Below are 16,764 nucleotides of genomic sequence, written 5' to 3'. Positions count from 1 at the left end.
ACAAAAGTACAATTAATAACGAAATTAAAAGTAATAAAAAAGGCTAAAGAAATCTTTAGCCTTTTTACATTATATGTTTGTTTTAAACTGCTCTAAAAAGCGAACGTCGTTTTCATAAAACATTCTAATATCTCCAATTTGGTATAACAACATAGCAATTCGCTCAATTCCCATACCAAAAGCAAAACCATTGTAAGTTTCTGCATCAATATTACAGTTTTTAAGTACGTTAGGATCTACCATACCACAACCCATAATTTCTAACCAACCAGTACCTTTTGTAATACGATAATCGGTTTCGGTTTTTAACCCCCAATAAACATCAACTTCTGCCGAAGGTTCTGTAAAAGGGAAATATGATGGGCGTAATCTGATTTTAGATTTTCCGAACATTTCTTTAGTGAAATATAATAAGGTTTGTTTTAAATCAGCATACGACACGTTTTTATCAATATATAAACCTTCTACCTGATGGAAAATACAGTGTGAACGCGATGAAATAGCTTCGTTACGAAAAACACGTCCTGGAGAAATGGTACGAATTGGAGGTTCGTTAGTTTCCATATATCTTGCCTGAATTGACGAGGTTTGCGTACGCAATAAAATATCTGGATTGGTTTGAATAAAAAACGTATCCTGCATATCACGCGGGTGTGATATTCGGGTAAGTTTAATGCCGTAAAGTTGTGCCAATCATCTTCAATCTCAGGTCCTTCAGAAACGTTAAACCCGATATTTGAAAAGATATCAATAATTTGATTTTTTACAATAGATATTGGGTGACGAGAACCAATTTTAAACGGCTCGCCCGGGCGTGTTAAATCACCAAATAAGCCGGCAACATCTTCTTTATTTTCAAAAACTTCTTGTAAAGTTTTTACTTTATCTTCTGCCGCAGTTTTTAATTGGTTAATAATTTGACCAAATTCTTTTTTCTGATCGTTTGGTACGTTTTTAAACTCAGCAAATAAATCTTTTAAAATTCCTTTACTGCCTAAAAACTTAATTCTAAATGCTTCTAAAACTTCTTTATTATCTGTAGTAAAAGCTTGAGCTTCGCCAATGTATTCTTTAATCTTATCTATCATTGCAAAAATAAATATGAATGCAAATTTACGAATTATCTTTTTTTAAGACGAACAATTCTGGTAAACTTTACTAATTGTTTAACTACTAGCTAATATAATCGCGTTCTAAAAAGTAATTTACAATCGCTTCTTTCATTAAAACTTGCTGTTCACCAGCTTTTAAATTCGGTAAAAGCTCTTTTACTTTATAATGTGGCCATCCGTCGGCATCAAAATAATCAAACTCATAATAGCCATAAGGTTCTAATAACCTGCAAATGGCAATATGCATTAGGTTAACTTTTTCGTCTTTTTTATATTTTTTATTAAACTGCCCTAGTTCCTGAACGCCAATTAAATAAATAATTGCATCCAAATCTAGCGTATCGCCGTCGGCAAATTGTTTAGAAAGTTTGGAAACCAAATCTTCCCATCTGTTTTTTAATTCTATATCTCTTGACATGATTTGTAGCTTTAATGATTTACAAAGATAACAAGTAGAATAAGATTAACTTATTTGATAAAAGTTATATTTGTAAATAAAATGTTTTTTAAATGGGTGGAATTGATATTTTTTTAGGTTTAGTTTTAATTTGGGGCACCATTCAGGGTGTTCGTCAAGGTTTTTTCGCAGCCTTAATATCGTTCGTTGCTTACTTTATTGGTATTTATATAGCCATTGAATTTTCGCATTTGGTTGCCGAAAAATTAGTTGAAGTTGTTGATTGGGAAATTAAAACGATTGAAATTAGCGCTTTTGCCTTAACTTTTGTTGCCGTTGTAATTTTACTTTTTGTAACCGCTAAGTTTTTCACCAAATTAGCCGATTGGGCTTATTTAGGTTGGATAAACCGCTTATTAGGTGGCTTATTTGGCCTATTAAAATATACATTATTACTAAGCGTTGTTTTGTTGTTTTTTAATAAAATAAACCGAAATAATTATTTTATGAGCGAAGAAACAAAGGAGGAATCTATATTTTACAATAAGATTGAATATACAGCCGAACTAATTTACCCAAGCATAAAAGCATGGGTTGAAGAATTTAAAGATCCTGGTTCTGCAACTCAAAACTCAGAAGCAGATACTGAGAAAACCGAATAAAAAAAGCTGAAGTTTTTACTTCAGCTTTTTTATATCTTTATCTAAAACCCAACCGCGTTTGCCGTCTGCAATCATAATTTTGGTCCAGGTTTCGTTACTTTCTAAAACTTTAACTTTGGTACCTTCGTGTAAAACAAAGGCTTCGTCAGCATTTTTTTTAGGTTCACTTAAAACTTCTGCTGCATCAGCAAAAACAATAGCATACACATTTTGTTTACTTAATGCTTTGTTTTTAAACCCAGCAAAAAAGCTTATTGCTCCAACTCCAAAACAAACAAAAAACAAACTAAAAAACGCTCTTTTTTGTGTGCTTGAATGGCCAAAATAGTAACCAATAAAAAAAGCCAACATAGCAAAAAAGGAAACAACGCTAACCCATGCCCAAGCATTGTAAGATAGAATAGAAACAAAATTCTGAATCATTTCTCTAAATCCAACTTTGGGTACAACTTTAATGTCATCAATGGTCATTTGTTGTGCGTACTTTAAATTGGTTTTTATTTCGGCATCATTTGGGCTTAACTGCAAGGCTTTTTCGTAATTGTAAATCGCTGGTGCAATATCTCGTAATTTATAATACGCATTTCCTAAATTAAAATATACGGCTGCCGACTGATAATCGCTATGCAAAGCTTTTTGATATGCGTCAATAGCATCCTCGTACTTTTCTTGCTGATAAAACGCGTTGCCTTGTTCTACCCATTTTTTTAATTCGGCTGGTGTTGCTGCAATTGCATGAGAAACAAAGCATAACCATACAAAAATTAACGATATATGTTTTATATTTTTCATCTTACAATTGTTTATTTAATTGCGTAATTACTTGGCTAGCTAACTCATAATCTTGTTGCATTTCTGCTTTAGACGATGGTGCATAACGAGCCATTTCACAATTTTGTTTCAGTTTAATAAAATCAGTAATGGTTTCAGATTTTGCGTTTTTAGACAACAATAACTCATTAATGTTATCAGTGCTCATTTCTGATGTTTCGATGCTTAATTTAGCCTTTAAAAAGTTATGTAACGATCGTTCCATAGCCACATAAAATTCTTCTTTATTACCAATGCATTTTTTAGCTTCTGATAAATATTTTTTAGCCAATCTATCCGATTTTCTAATTTTATTACCAACAACATCGGCATCTCGAGCTTCTTTTTTACCGCGATAAATAATAACTACCGGAATACCAATAAAAGCAATAGCGATTAATAGGTAGAATAAATTAGAACCTAAAAAGTCGTCTGAAACGGCAGTAAATTTTGCGTTTGTTTTTATGTACGCAAATTCATCTTTAGCTACAACTTCTTGCTTTCCGTCCGAATTAGTTGCTGCTCCATTAGCAGCAATTTGTTGCCCTTGGGTTACATCTAATTCAATTTCGTCAGTTGTAATGGTTTTGTAGGTTTTACTTGCCAAATCAAAATACGAAAAAGACATCGGTTTAATTACATAGGTACCTTTTTGTTGTGGTAAAATGGTATATCGGTCAGAGATTTTACCAACCATTCCGCTTAATGGCGTTTGTACCTGTTCGTTATGTTCGGGATCAAAAACTTCTAAAGAAGGAGGCAAAACCAATTGCGGTAACGAGAATAACTTTAAATTACCACGCCCAGCAACCTCAACCAAAACATCTAAAGATTCGTCTGTACGTAATGTTGTTTTTGACGGCGTAACTGAAAAAGTAAATTCACCAACAGCACCAGCAAAATCAGCAGGTTTTCCTGCTTCTGGCAATGGTTTTACTTGAATCGATTTATTACCCGCAACTACCGTTTTGGTACCTTGTTTATAAGCCGGACGTCCAAAAAAATCATATTGTCCGCTTGGTACATCCATATCAATTTCCAATCGCAAAGGTTCTAAAGCTAAAGATCCAGCCTTTTGCGGATATAAAACAACCTTTCTTATTTCTATTGAGGTATAAACTTCACCATTATACGTATCACGCGTAGGTTTAAAATCTTTCATGTCAATAAACTGACTCCAGAAATTATTAAACTTTGGCGTAGCTGTTTCTCTAGAACCGTAAACGTTAACGTACGGGCTAACATATAATTTGTAAACTACGGTAATTGGTTCATTAACGTAAGGATTGTCGTTAGAAATATAAGCAACCAAATGGGCGCCTTCTCCTATTTTACCTTGCGCTTGTTGTGGAGCTGGTGGGCCTGAATTACCAAACCCGAACGGATCCCAATAACCTTGGTACGGATCTTCTTCTTCCTGAACTGCATCCCCAACTTTTACTTCAATCGGATTGGATTTATAAATTTGCCCTTCAAACTCAATGCTTGAAGGCTTAATTACAAATGTTCCTTTTTTAGTTGGTTCTAAATAATAGGTATACGTTTTGTTGTATGTTTTTTTTCCGTTAATCCATTTGTATGAAATGGATTGATTGGGCCCCATGATAACATTAAACCCCTCAAAGCCTGGAACTTTAAAGTTATCTCCATCATTATTCATCACAAAATCTACTCGTAAACGTTCGTTTATACCAATAGTGCTTTTGTTAACTTTTGCCTCGTAAGTAAACTGAGCAAAAGCATTTTGAACAACTAATAATAATAGAATTAAATAATGTTTCATTTGTAGTTTTTTTATTACCAATCTTTTTCTTTTTTAATTGGTTTTCCTTTTACTTCCTGACCTTTTATTTTGTCTTGAATTTTACGTTCCTCGTTATTTAATGCATCCAATAAATTTTGCATTTGTTGCTTATTGGCATTAGATTGCTGAGGATTTTGCTGATTTTGTTGATCTGGATTTGAATTTTGCTCTTTATCTTGATCATCAGGTTTGTCCTGATTTTGCTGATCCTGATCTTCTTGTTTATCCTTTTTATCCTCCTGGTCTTTATTATCTTTATTCTGATCCTGTTTATCTTGGTTCGGATCTTGATTCTTATCCTGATTCTTGTCGTCGTTTTTATCGTCTTTATTCTCGTCGTTTTGCGGTGGATTTTTATCTAACATATCTTTCGCTAACGCATAATTGTAACGCGCCTGATCATCTGACGGATTGTTACGAAGGGCATTTTTATATGCCTCAACCGCACCTTGGTAATTTTTTTCGGCCATTAAAACATTGCCCATATTATAAAAAGCTTGGCTGCGCTCTTGCTTGGTAGTTGCCATTTGAATGGCTTTTGCATAAGCTAATTTGGCTTCGCTTTTCTGATCTTGTTTATAAATGGCATTACCCAGGTTGTACGACGCATTGGACATTGATGGATTATGAAATTGCGATTTTCGATATTCAGCCTCCGCATTTCTATAATCTTCTTTGTTATATTGCTTATTACCTTGGGTAATATTTTTATCTTTTTGTTGTGCAAAAATTGTAAAAAAACAACCCAAAAATAATAGTAAGGTTAATTGTATTTTATTTCTCATTGTTTTTTTCATTAAATAAATTAAGTTTTGTAACCCAAGCGGTTTTGCGCTCAAGCAATAAAACATCAATCGCTAAACATAAAAATCCTAAGAATAAAAACCACTGAAACTGCGATTCGAAATCGGCAATTTGTTGTGATTCAAATTCGGTTTTTTCTAAGGTGTTTAATTCGTTTTTAACAAATTCTACCACATCTTTTGTGTTGCCGCCGTAAATATATGCACCATCTCCTTGTTCGGCAATGGTTTTTAAAGTTGCCGGATCAAATCGGGTAATTACATTTTCGCCAGCATTATCTTTTTTATAGCTCTGAATGGTTCCGTTATAACGAATAGGAATTAGTCCTCCTTTTTCGGTTCCTAAACCAATAGTAATAATTTTAATTCCAGCATCTTTTGCGGCTAAAACCGCTTGCTCAAAACCTTGTTCGTGATCTTCACCGTCAGAAAGTAAAACCAAAACTTTACTTGTTGCAGGATTATCAAACGATTGTGCGGCCAAATTAATAGCTTCTGCAATGGCAGTACCTTGGCTAGAAACCATATCGGTATTCATGTTTTGCAAGTACATTTTTGCCACGGCATAATCGGTTGTAATGGGTAAAACTGAATAAGCAGAACCGGCGTAACCAATAATTCCGATGCGATCGGATCCTAATTGATTAATGATTTGCGAAACAATTTGTTTAGCACGTTCTAAACGGCTCGGCGCAATATCTTCGGCTAACATACTTTTAGAAACGTCAATAGCAAAAACAACATCAACGCCTTCGCGTTTTACGGTTTCAATTTTTGTACCAACTTTAGGATTTACTAAAGCAATAATTAAAAACGTAATTCCTAAGCTTACTACAAAAAGCTTTAAAAAGGGCTTAAAAAAAGAACTTTCTGGCGCTAATTGCTGTAATATAAGCTGATCCCCAAATTCTTTTTGTTTTCTTTTTTTCCAAATATAATGAGCTACATAAACTACAAGTAGAATAGGTAGAATTATAAAGGCTAAAAAATATTTTGGTTCTTCTATTTGCCACATAACTAAATAAAGCTTCTGTATAAGGTTTTACGTAAAATAAGTTCTATTCCTAATAAAATAAAACTCAAAATAACTAATGATCTGAATTTATCGTCGTAGTTCATGAATCGCAATTCTTCAACTTCAGACGTTTCAAGTTCATCAATTTCGTCATATATTTTTTCTAACGATTTGTTATCGGTTGCACGAAAATAAACACCGTCTGTAGTTTTAGCAATTTCTTGCATCAAACCTTCATCAATTTCAACCTTCATCATTTGGTAATTGAATTGGCCGTTTGGCGAAACCGAAACCGGAAACTCGGCCATGCCATTGGTTCCAATACCAATGGTATAAACTTTAATACCAAATTCTTTAGCAATTTCTGCCGCCATTCGCGGATCAATAAAGCCCGAATTGTTTACCCCGTCGGTTAATAATATAATTACTTTACTTTTTGCATCGCTGTCTTTAATACGGTTAATAGCGGTTGCTAAACCAACGCCAATTGCAGTTCCGTCTTGCAATACGTTATCGTATTTGATTGATTTTATTGCGTCTAAAACAACAGCTTTATCACTGGTTACAGGTGTTTTGGTATAAGCTTCAGAGGCGTAAACTACAATTCCGATTCGGTCGTTTGGACGATCGGAAACGAATTCTGAAGCCACTGCTTTAAGCGCTACTAAACGATTGGGTTTTAAATCTCGAGCTAACATAGAACCCGAAACGTCAACTGCCATAACAATATCAATACCGCGTGATTTTCTGGTTTTATTGGTAACATCTGTTGATTGCGGACGAGCTAAAGCCACAATAATTGCGGTTAAAGCCAACATGCGTAATACAAACAACAAAGGTTTTAAGCGAGCCAATAATGAAGGCGTTACCTTAAAACCGTTTACGCTACTTACTTTTAAGGTAGCCATTTGATCTTTTCGTTTGTAGTAATACCAAGCTGCTAAAGCCGGTATTACCAACAACAACCAAAAAAACTCAGGATTTGCAAAGGTTATGTTATTCATTATTTTGTACTGCTTTTTTAAGTTCGATTGAGTTTAAAGCACGTTCGGTAACTTGTTGTGCCGCTTCATCTCCTTCTTTATGCATCATTAAAATAAGTTGTAATCCTCCGTCTTGCGAGAAGGCTACAAAATCATAATACATTTTTTTACTTCGTTTTGTAATCGGATCTAACATGACCACCGTTCCGACTGCTTTACGGCCTTTTACACCTTCTGGCGTTTCAAAATCGGCTGTTTTTACAATAATATCTTGTGCGCCCTGAGCTTCAAGCATTTGCATGCCCGATTCTAAAGCGATATCTAAATCTATTTGTTGCGGTTGTTTGTATTTAAATGTTGCAACAAAAAAGTTAACATCGTCAAAATAGCTGCCAGATGAGAAAACTTGCATTTCTTGTAATAACGCAATTACATCTTTCGGAAATAATTCTTCATTATCTTGACGAATTAAAACATCGGGCGTGTAAATTTTAACGCCTGGATTTCCGTATTCGCTAGAAATCCATTCTTTTTTAAGCATTGATTTAGCCGAAGATCCAAACAAATTAAAATCTCCGAAATATAAAACGGCAACAATAACCACAACGCTGGCAATTGCAGCACCAATTTTGATGCGTTTCTTTTTCTGTAAAGCCAATCTTTTTAATTCGGCTTGGCGCTTTAATTCTTCAGGTTTAACTTCCTCAATTATTTCTTCTGGTAACGAATCATCAATAGAAACAATTACGTTTTCTATTTTTTTACGGTCTTCAATAATTTCGAAATCAAGCGGTTTAGATTTAGCGAACTTCACTAAATCGGCATTTTTTAAAATAGCTTCTAAAGCCTGAAAAGTTTCGGGCTTAACCGGTAGTTTTTTCTGTTTAGCTGCAATTTTTAATCCAGCAATTAATTCGGACGTGGTGCTTTCTTTAGCCGGAATCTGAATGGTTTCTTCAATATAACTTTTGGTAATATCGGTTAGCTCCGAGTAATATTCTTTAATTTCTCCTTTTACTAATAAATTTTTTGTTTCTAAAATGCTTAGTAAAGTTGTTGCACGTTCAATTGGTGATGCAAAAACCATTTCTTCGGGTTTAACTGCCTTTGGTTTTTTATTTTTCCATAAAAAATAACCTAAAACACCTAACGCAATTACAAGTAAAACAACAACTAGATAAATCCACGTATTTGATGTTTCGTTAACCGTTGAAACCGTTTTAATATCAAAAAGTTTTTGTTTTAACGTATCAACCTCAACGGTATTTACTAATACAAAACCAGAATCGGTTAATATTTGTTTGTCGTTAATTAAAATGGGGAAACTTGGAATTTGATAGGCACCAGAATCAAACTGCGTTAACGCATATTTTTTTATAAATTCTATTTGTGCCTCGTTTAATAACGTATCGGTTGGGTAGTTTTCTAAAACTTCTAATTGCCCAATATTTTTTAGTTCCGGAAACGAAACTTGAGTATTTGACGGTCCTTTAACTTTTACAGTTAAATGAAATTCGGATCCAATTTTTATTTGGGTAGAATCTATTTGGGTTGTAACTTCTGGTTGTTGTGCCCATGTAATAGATGCTAATAGAACTAAAAAAAATGTTGTGATTTTTTGCATCATTACCTAGATTTAAAATAGTTAAGCATTTTTTTAACGTAACTTTCGTCTACGCGTAGAAATAACTCCGGCACCTGAACGAGAAAATGTTTCGCTAAAATATTTAGCTTGTTCTAAAAAATGTTTTTCATATTCTAAACGTTGTTGTTTAGAAGTTGTATCAACCAAAACAATTTCGTTTGTTTCGGCATCAACCATAGAAACAACACCTACGTTTGGCATTTTTTCTTCGCGGGCATCATAAACACGAACGCCAGTTAAATCATGACGTTTACTGGCTATTTTTAACGTATGCTCGTAATCGGCACTCATAAAGTCAGAAATAACAAAAACAATTGCCTTTTTTTTCTGAACGCTTGATAGGAATTTTAATGCAACCGATAAATCTGTTTTTTTAGATTTGGGGTCAAATTCTAACAATTCGCGAATAATACGTAAAACGTGCGATTTTCCTTTTTTGGGAGGAATAAACAATTCGATTTGGTCTGAAAATAAAATCAAACCAATTTTATCGTTATTTTGAGTTGCCGAAAAAGCTAAAGTTGCAGCAATTTCGGTTATAATTTCGCTTTTTAATTGGTTTTTAGAACCAAAGCTTGCTGAGCCCGAACAATCTACCACCAACATCATGGTAAGTTCACGTTCTTCTTCAAAAACTTTTACGTAAGGTTCGTTGTATTTGGCTGTAACGTTCCAATCTATAGCACGTACATCATCACCGTATTGATATTGGCGTACCTCAGAAAAAGTCATGCCTCGTCCTTTAAACGAGGTATGATATTCACCCGAAAAAATATGATCGCTCAATCTTCGGGTTTTAATTTCTATTTTTCTAACTTTTTTAAGTAAATCTTTCGTATCCATAGTACTTGTTTTGCGGGATTAATTGCTTTGCAGCTAAAAACAAATATTAAGGCACTTCTATTTCATTAACAATTTTGTTAATAATATCTACTGAAGTAATGTTTTCGGCTTCTGCCTCGTATGATATACCAATACGGTGGCGTAGCACATCGTGAACTACCGCACGAACATCTTCTGGTACTACATATCCGCGGTGTTTAATAAACGCATAACATTTAGCAGCAGTTGCTAAAGCAATACTACCACGTGGTGATGAACCAAAACTAATATAATTTTTTAAGGATGCCAGGTTGTATTTTTCTGGGTAACGCGTAGCAAAAACAATATCTAAAATGTATTTTTCTATTTTCTCATCCATATAAACTTCACGAGCTGCTTGTTGTGCACGTAAAATTTGATCGGTAGAAACCACTTGATTAACTTTTTGAAAGCTACCTGCAAGATTTTGACGAATAATAGCGCGTTCGTCTTCTAAACGTGGATAATCAATCACCGTTTTTAACATGAAACGGTCAACTTGCGCTTCTGGTAACGGATATGTACCTTCTTGCTCTACCGGGTTTTGTGTTGCTAAAACTAAAAAAGGTTTATCTAGTTTAAACGTTTCATCGCCAATGGTAACTTGTTTTTCCTGCATCGCCTCAAGCAATGCCGATTGTACTTTTGCAGGCGCACGGTTAATCTCGTCAGCTAAAACGAAGTTTGCAAAAATTGGCCCTTTTTTAATAGTAAAATCGTTTTCTTTAATATTATAAATCATGGTACCTACCACATCAGCAGGTAATAAATCTGGAGTAAACTGAATACGACTAAAAGAACCTTGAACAACTTGAGAAAGCGTGTTAATGGCTAAAGTTTTTGCTAAGCCCGGAACCCCTTCTAAAAGAATATGTCCTTGCCCTAATAACCCAATAAGTAAACGTTCAATCATGTATTTTTGACCTACAATTACTTTATTCATTTCGGTTATAAGCAAATCAATAAAAGCACTTTCACGTTCAATCTTTTCATTAATAGCTCTAATATCCAATGAAGTATTATTTTCTTCCATAATTTATTTTTTTAGTGTTCGTGAATGTAATAACAAAATTTACAACTGCAAATTGTAAAATTAATTAGTCACCATCTGTTAATTATACGTTAAATATACCAATTCTGCGATTAACTATTCAAATTTAACAAGAATAATCTAAATATTTAATTAACTTATTGCTAATTAAAAAACAAATTATTCATCCCTTACCTGCTCTTTCACAAAACAATAACATTATATGTCTTTTAAAATTGTGAAACAGATGCATCGAATTAAAAAATAATGAATAATTTAGAATAAAATAAAACAACAATGGCAATGGGAAGAACATTGGTAATTGGTGACATTCATGGCGGACTAAAAGCTTTGCATCAGGTTTTAGAGCGTGCAAAAGTTACACCACAAGACCAATTGATTTTTTTAGGTGATTATGTAGATGGATGGCCAGATACTGCAAATTTAATTAGCTTTTTAATGGAGCTAAACACCACGCATTCTTGCATTTTTTTAAAAGGCAACCACGAAGAGCTGTTTTTAAATTGGTATTACAATCAAAAGCAAGATATGATTTGGCTAAAAAATGGTGGTTTATCTACCTTTACTATTTACAAAGAATTAGATGAACAAATTAAAGAACAGCATATATCGTTTTTAGAAAACTTAGCTTTTTATCATATTGATGCACAAAATCGTCTTTTTGTTCACGGCGGATTTACCAACCTACGCGGCATTCAAAACGAATACAACGAAGCAATGGTTTATTGGGATAGAACCTTGTGGGAAACCGCTTTAGCATTAGACCCTAAATTAGAAGTTTCTGATTTAAGATACCCGAAAAGATTTCGAAAGTTTACCGAAATTTTTATTGGTCATACCACCGTACAAGAAATTGGTGAAAACACCCCGCAAAACTTTGCTAATGTGTGGAATGTAGATACCGGTGCTGGGTTTGGCAACAAACTTTCTATACTAGATGTAAACACCAAACAATTTTGGCAAAGCGATGATTTAAGCGAGCTGTACAATACACCGGGGCGGACTTTCGTTCCTAGATTATAAATTGTAACTTTACGAAAAAAACACATGAAAAAAATTTTAATTTTTTCCTTGCTTTTGACATCTGTAGTTGGATTTTCTCAGGCATTTAAAGGAAAAGGAGATCAGAAATTGAACGTTGGAATGAACATTCAAGACGGAGGAACAGGAATTGTAGCTGGTTATGACTATGGTGTTGGACAAAACTTATCTATAGGATTACAATCTACCTATGCTATTGGAATAAGAAACAGTTATGATGGTGCAAATTTTGCACGCCGTTTTGATGTTAGAGCAAGAGCTAATGCAAACATTGGAGATGTGCTTAACTTTAGCGATGATTTAGATGTTTATTTAGGTTTAAACATTGGTATGCACAATTTTGGTGGTCAAATCGGTGCACGTTACTTTTTTACAGATGGCTTTGGGGTAAATGTTGAAATGGTTAACCCAATTGCACGTTTTGATAGCGATGTTTACGGTTACAGACATTTAAATAACCAGACGCAACTTAATGTTGGAATTTCTTTTAATTTTTAATTATGAGCGTAATTGAAAAAAAACTAAAAGACCGTAGCAATTCTAAATGCGAATTGTGTGGTAGTGAACAAGATTTATTAGTTTACAACTTACCACCCAATGCAAAAGAAAGCTTAGAAACTTCGGTTTTAGTTTGTAAAACATGCCACGACCAGATTGAAAACCCAGAAACAACCGATCCGAATCATTTTAGATGCTTGAGTGATAGCATGTGGAACGAAAACATTCCGGTTCAGGTGCTTTCTTGGCGTTTATTATCTAGAATGAAACATGAAGGTTGGCCACAAGATTTGTTGGATATGATGTATTTGGATGACGAAACCTTAGCTTGGGCTCAAGCCACTGGTGAAGGTGAAGATCAGGAAGATAAAATTATTCACAAAGACAGCAACGGAAATATTTTAGCCGATGGCGATTCGGTGGTTTTAATTAAAGATTTAGATGTTAAAGGCGCAAACTTTACTGCAAAACGTGGTGCTGCTGTGCATAACATTAAATTAGTTTGGGACAATGCCGAACAAATTGAAGGCCGAGTTGAAGGTCAGTACATTGTGATATTAACACAATATGTAAAGAAAACAAAATAAACAATTTGTTTATAAAAAAATGCAGTGCAATTATAATTGCACTGCATTTTTTGTTTCAATCGTTGCAGTTGCATTAGGCATTAGCGAATTGTTTGAGCTCCTTTTTTATCAAATATAAAAAAAGAGCACATGCAGAAAAACCCGCCGCTTGCAAAACGCACTTAAAAAAAGCAACTCAAAAAATGAGCTGCTTTTATATATTAAAAATCAAATTTTATGCCTTGTGCTAATGGTAAGCTGTCGGAATAATTTATGGTATTAGTTTGACGACGCATATAAACCTTCCAGGCATCCGAGCCGGATTCGCGACCGCCACCAGTTTCTTTTTCTCCACCAAAAGCACCTCCAATTTCAGCACCCGATGTTCCGATGTTAACGTTTGCAATACCGCAATCTGATCCGGTTGCTGCTAAAAATGCTTCAGCTTCACGCAGGTTGTTCGTCATAATTGCAGATGACAATCCTTGCGGCACATTGTTTTGTAAATCGATTGCGTTTTGTACATCGCCACTGTATTTTATTAAATATAAAATGGGTGCAAAAGTTTCGGTTTGTACAATGTTATATTCGTTTTTGGCTTCAAAAATAGCTGGTTTTACGTAGCAATCAGATTCCATATTATCTAAAACGCCACCAGCAACAACTACTTTACAACCTTCGGTTTCGGCAACTTTTAATGCATTTAAATATGTTGCAACAGCATCTTTATCCATTAATGGCCCTACGTGATTGTTGCTATCCAACGGATTACCGATGCGTAATTGGCTGTAAGCGCTTACTAAAGCATCTTTTACTTTGTCGTAAATAGCTTCGTGAACAATTAAACGACGAGTTGATGTACAACGTTGCCCGCAGGTTCCTACCGCTCCAAAAACAGCACCAGGAACTACCATTTTTAAATCAGCCGAAGGCGTAATAATTATAGCATTGTTTCCGCCCAATTCTAACAACGATTTACCTAAACGTTTGGCAACTGCTTCGGCTACCGAAATACCCATGCGTGTAGATCCGGTTGCAGAAACCAAAGGCACACGTTTGTCGTTAGCTAAAGCTTTACCAATTTCGGCGTCGCCAATTACTAAGCATGAAACGCCTTCTGGTATATCGTTATTTTTAAAAACTTCTTGAATTATATTTTGACATGCAATTGCTGTTAAAGGTGTTTTTTCTGATGGTTTCCAAACGCAAACATCACCACAAACCCAAGCTAAGGCCGTATTCCAAGACCAAACAGCAACCGGAAAGTTAAATGCAGAAATGATTCCTACCACGCCAATTGGATGATATTGTTCGTACATGCGATGGCCCGGACGTTCGGAATGCATGGTTAAACCATATAGCTGACGGGATTGACCTAACGCAAAATCACAAATGTCAATCATTTCTTGTACTTCACCATAACCTTCTTGTAGGGATTTACCCATTTCGTAAGAAACTAATTTTCCTAACGATTCTTTATGCTTACGTAAAGCTTCGCCGAACTGACGTATAATTTCACCGCGTTTTGGTGCTGGCATATTGCGCCAAACTTTAAATGCTTCTTGCGCTTTAGCAACTGCTGCATCGTAATCTTGCACGGTTGCTGCTTTTACCGTAGCAATTAATTTGCCATCGGCCGGCGAATACGATTCGATTACTTGACCGTTTGCAAACCAATTCGAACCGGTTGAGGCACCTTGGTTTATAGGTTTAATTCCTAAAGCTAGTAAGGCTTCTTGAATTCCGTAAGAACTTGTTGTTTGTTTCATGTTTGTTTTTTATTTGGTAATAAATTTTGGATCGGATTCCATAACTGCATGACAAGATTTGCAGGTACGCAAGCTTGTTGATTGATAAAAATGATTGAAATGCAGTAAAAAATCTTTTTCTATATCGTGCAATTCAAAATAAACTTCGTGCAGTTTGTTGTTGCAGTTTTCACAATACCAAAGCAATCCGTCGGTAAAACCTTTTCCGGCACGTTTACGTTCTATTACCAGCCCTAAAGAATTGGCGCTGCGTACTGGGCAATGCGGCACTTTGGCAGGCAATAAATACATATCGCCTGGATTTAAAACTACTTCTTTTTTCTGATTATCTTCTTGAATAAAAACTAAAATAGTTCCTTCTAATTGATAAAACAATTCTTCGGTTTCGTTGTAATGAAAATCTTTGCGAGCATTAGGCCCGGCAACAATCATTACAATATAATCTTCAGATTCTTTATATAAATTTCTGTTTCCTACAGGTGGTTTTAATAAATCTCTATTTTCCTCAATCCATTGATTTAGATTGAATGCTTTAGTACTCATGTAACTTTATTTAACTACTTGCTAATATAATAAAAAAGGTTAGCTACCGCCAACCTTTATTGCTATAATATGATTTATTTATGCTCTTTTATTAAATAAATGTAAACCGGAAAATGGTCTGAATAACCGGGTTCGTTATTAGAATTACGTAACGGATAACCTTTATACTGCCCCGATTTTTGCTGTAAATACGTCGGGTTATAAATTCCCGCTTTCCAATAACGCAACGAATCGTAATTATTGGTTTTTCTTGCTAAAGGTTCACTAACAAGAATTTGATCAAAAATATCCCACGCATCACGATATGCAATGGTACCCATTCCGTCTTTATACATTTGGTACATGGGGTTAAAAATACCGCCAGCAACTAATTCATCGCGTTTTGCTACTGCGCCTAAATTTTTAGTAACCGATTTGTTATATGGCCCGTCGTTTAAATCGCCCATGGTAATTATTTTAGCTTTGGGGTTAATTACGTACAATGAATCTATAATTTTTTTATTTAAATCGGCGGCTTTTTCACGAAACGGCGAGGAACGTTTTTCTCCACCCGAACGAGAGGGCCAATGGTTTACAATCACATGTACTTCTTCCCCATCTAACAAACCGGTAACCAAAAGCTGATCGCGTGTATAAACACGTTTTGTTGTTGGGTCGTAATTAACATTGGATTCTAAATCGGTTTCTACTGATTCTTTTTTAGTTTTTTTAGGCTTTAAATTTTCGTAAATATAAAGCGGATGTTTTGAGTAGCTAATTGGGGTAAAAACGTTTTTTTTATATAATAGTCCAACATCAATTCCGCGTTTATCTGGCGAATCAAAATGAATCACACCATAATTGTGTGGTACCATATTAGGTGCTTTTACCAAATCTTCTAAAACGCTCCGATTTTCAACCTCAGCAACACCAATTAAAACTGGCGAATTATGCTGCGTAGCATTGGTACCTATTTGAGAAATTACAAAAGCTAAATTATTAATTTTTTTATTGTATTTCTGACTGGTCCACCCCGAACTTGGCAACCAATCTTGATCGTAATTTGTTCCTTTTATGGTATCAAACAAGTTTTCAACATTATAAAAAGCAACCGTATGAACCTGAAATTTTTTGTCTTGAGCCGAACTAGTTATCACGCCCAAAAACAATAAAACGAATAAGAATGGAATTGAATTTTTCATAACAATAGCAGTTAAATTATAAC

At 34.6% G+C, this 16,764-nt stretch carries 15 protein-coding genes and 2 pseudogenes; 4 read left to right on the top strand and 13 right to left on the bottom strand.

The window, feature by feature from the left end:
• Nucleotides 1–69: 69 nt before the first annotated feature.
• Nucleotides 70–1,088, bottom strand: a pseudogene (gene pheS, locus K5I29_RS11385) (phenylalanine--tRNA ligase subunit alpha).
• Nucleotides 1,089–1,173: 85 nt separating this feature from the next.
• Nucleotides 1,174–1,530 carry a hypothetical protein gene (locus K5I29_RS11380; RefSeq protein ID WP_264433452.1) on the bottom strand — a complete coding sequence of 119 codons (357 nt, stop codon included), beginning with the start codon at nt 1,528–1,530 and terminating at the stop codon, nt 1,174–1,176.
• A gap of 92 nt (nt 1,531–1,622) precedes the next feature.
• On the opposite strand from K5I29_RS11380, the gene K5I29_RS11375 reads away from it, so the two are divergent.
• Nucleotides 1,623–2,171: a CvpA family protein gene (locus K5I29_RS11375; protein ID WP_264433449.1), complete on the top strand. Its 549-nt coding sequence runs from the start codon at nt 1,623–1,625 to the stop codon at nt 2,169–2,171.
• A gap of 15 nt (nt 2,172–2,186) precedes the next feature.
• Here K5I29_RS11375 and K5I29_RS11370 read toward each other — a convergent pair whose 3' ends face one another.
• The 8 genes and pseudogenes from K5I29_RS11370 to K5I29_RS11335 form a co-directional block, all read right to left on the bottom strand.
• Nucleotides 2,187–2,963 (bottom strand): SH3 domain-containing protein, encoded by a 777-nt coding sequence (locus K5I29_RS11370; RefSeq protein ID WP_264433447.1) that lies wholly within the window; start codon nt 2,961–2,963, stop codon nt 2,187–2,189.
• Nucleotide 2,964: 1 nt separating this feature from the next.
• Nucleotides 2,965–4,764, bottom strand: coding sequence for a BatD family protein (locus K5I29_RS11365; RefSeq protein WP_264433444.1), 1,800 nt, complete (start codon nt 4,762–4,764; stop codon nt 2,965–2,967).
• A gap of 14 nt (nt 4,765–4,778) precedes the next feature.
• Entirely contained in the window at nt 4,779–5,570 is a 792-nt protein-coding gene (locus K5I29_RS11360) for a tetratricopeptide repeat protein (protein WP_264433442.1), read from the bottom strand.
• Nucleotides 5,560–6,603 (bottom strand): VWA domain-containing protein, encoded by a 1,044-nt coding sequence (locus K5I29_RS11355; RefSeq protein ID WP_264433439.1) that lies wholly within the window; start codon nt 6,601–6,603, stop codon nt 5,560–5,562. The genes K5I29_RS11360 and K5I29_RS11355 overlap by 11 nt, the downstream gene beginning before the upstream one ends.
• Nucleotides 6,604–6,605: 2 nt before the next feature.
• Complete coding sequence (locus K5I29_RS11350) at nt 6,606–7,607, bottom strand: vWA domain-containing protein (RefSeq protein WP_264433437.1); 1,002 nt, start codon at nt 7,605–7,607, stop codon at nt 6,606–6,608.
• On the bottom strand, nt 7,600–9,213 hold the full coding sequence (locus K5I29_RS11345) for a hypothetical protein (protein WP_264433434.1): 1,614 nt from the start codon (nt 9,211–9,213) through the stop codon (nt 7,600–7,602). The genes K5I29_RS11350 and K5I29_RS11345 overlap by 8 nt, the downstream gene beginning before the upstream one ends.
• Nucleotides 9,213–10,074: pseudogene (locus tag K5I29_RS11340) on the bottom strand (DUF58 domain-containing protein). The gene K5I29_RS11345 and the pseudogene K5I29_RS11340 overlap by 1 nt, the downstream one beginning before the upstream one ends.
• Nucleotides 10,075–10,120: 46 nt before the next feature.
• Nucleotides 10,121–11,125, bottom strand: a complete 1,005-nt coding sequence (locus K5I29_RS11335; RefSeq protein ID WP_264433431.1) for an AAA family ATPase — start codon at nt 11,123–11,125, stop codon at nt 10,121–10,123.
• 300 nt (nt 11,126–11,425) lie between these two features.
• Here K5I29_RS11335 and K5I29_RS11330 point away from each other — a divergent pair, with 300 nt between their 5' ends.
• Genes K5I29_RS11330 through K5I29_RS11320 form a run of 3 tightly spaced genes read left to right on the top strand, consistent with a single transcriptional unit; the run spans nt 11,426 to nt 13,269 of the window.
• On the top strand, nt 11,426–12,166 hold the full coding sequence (locus K5I29_RS11330) for a metallophosphoesterase family protein (RefSeq protein WP_264433430.1): 741 nt from the start codon (nt 11,426–11,428) through the stop codon (nt 12,164–12,166).
• A gap of 24 nt (nt 12,167–12,190) precedes the next feature.
• Nucleotides 12,191–12,682, top strand: a complete 492-nt coding sequence (locus K5I29_RS11325; protein WP_264433427.1) for a DUF6646 family protein — start codon at nt 12,191–12,193, stop codon at nt 12,680–12,682.
• A 2-nt stretch (nt 12,683–12,684) separates the two neighbouring features.
• A complete protein-coding gene (locus K5I29_RS11320) occupies nt 12,685–13,269 on the top strand; it encodes a PhnA domain-containing protein (RefSeq protein WP_264433426.1) in 585 nt (194 codons plus the stop codon).
• A gap of 200 nt (nt 13,270–13,469) precedes the next feature.
• On the opposite strand, the gene amaB is transcribed toward K5I29_RS11320, so the two are convergent.
• From amaB to K5I29_RS11305, 3 genes are all read right to left on the bottom strand, one after another.
• Nucleotides 13,470–15,017: an L-piperidine-6-carboxylate dehydrogenase gene (gene amaB / locus K5I29_RS11315; protein WP_264433423.1), complete on the bottom strand. Its 1,548-nt coding sequence runs from the start codon at nt 15,015–15,017 to the stop codon at nt 13,470–13,472.
• A 9-nt stretch (nt 15,018–15,026) separates the two neighbouring features.
• Nucleotides 15,027–15,560 (bottom strand): 3-hydroxyanthranilate 3,4-dioxygenase, encoded by a 534-nt coding sequence (locus tag K5I29_RS11310; protein WP_264433421.1) that lies wholly within the window; start codon nt 15,558–15,560, stop codon nt 15,027–15,029.
• A gap of 74 nt (nt 15,561–15,634) precedes the next feature.
• Entirely contained in the window at nt 15,635–16,741 is a 1,107-nt protein-coding gene (locus K5I29_RS11305) for an endonuclease/exonuclease/phosphatase family protein (RefSeq protein WP_264433418.1), read from the bottom strand.
• Between the last annotated feature and the right edge of the window lie 23 nt (nt 16,742–16,764).

Origin of the sequence: Flavobacterium agricola (assembly GCF_025919725.1) — a bacterium.
Lineage (GTDB): Bacteria > Bacteroidota > Bacteroidia > Flavobacteriales > Flavobacteriaceae > Flavobacterium > Flavobacterium agricola.
The sequence above is the reverse complement of the archived record's forward strand: the minus strand, read 5'-3'. Positions and strand labels throughout refer to the sequence as shown.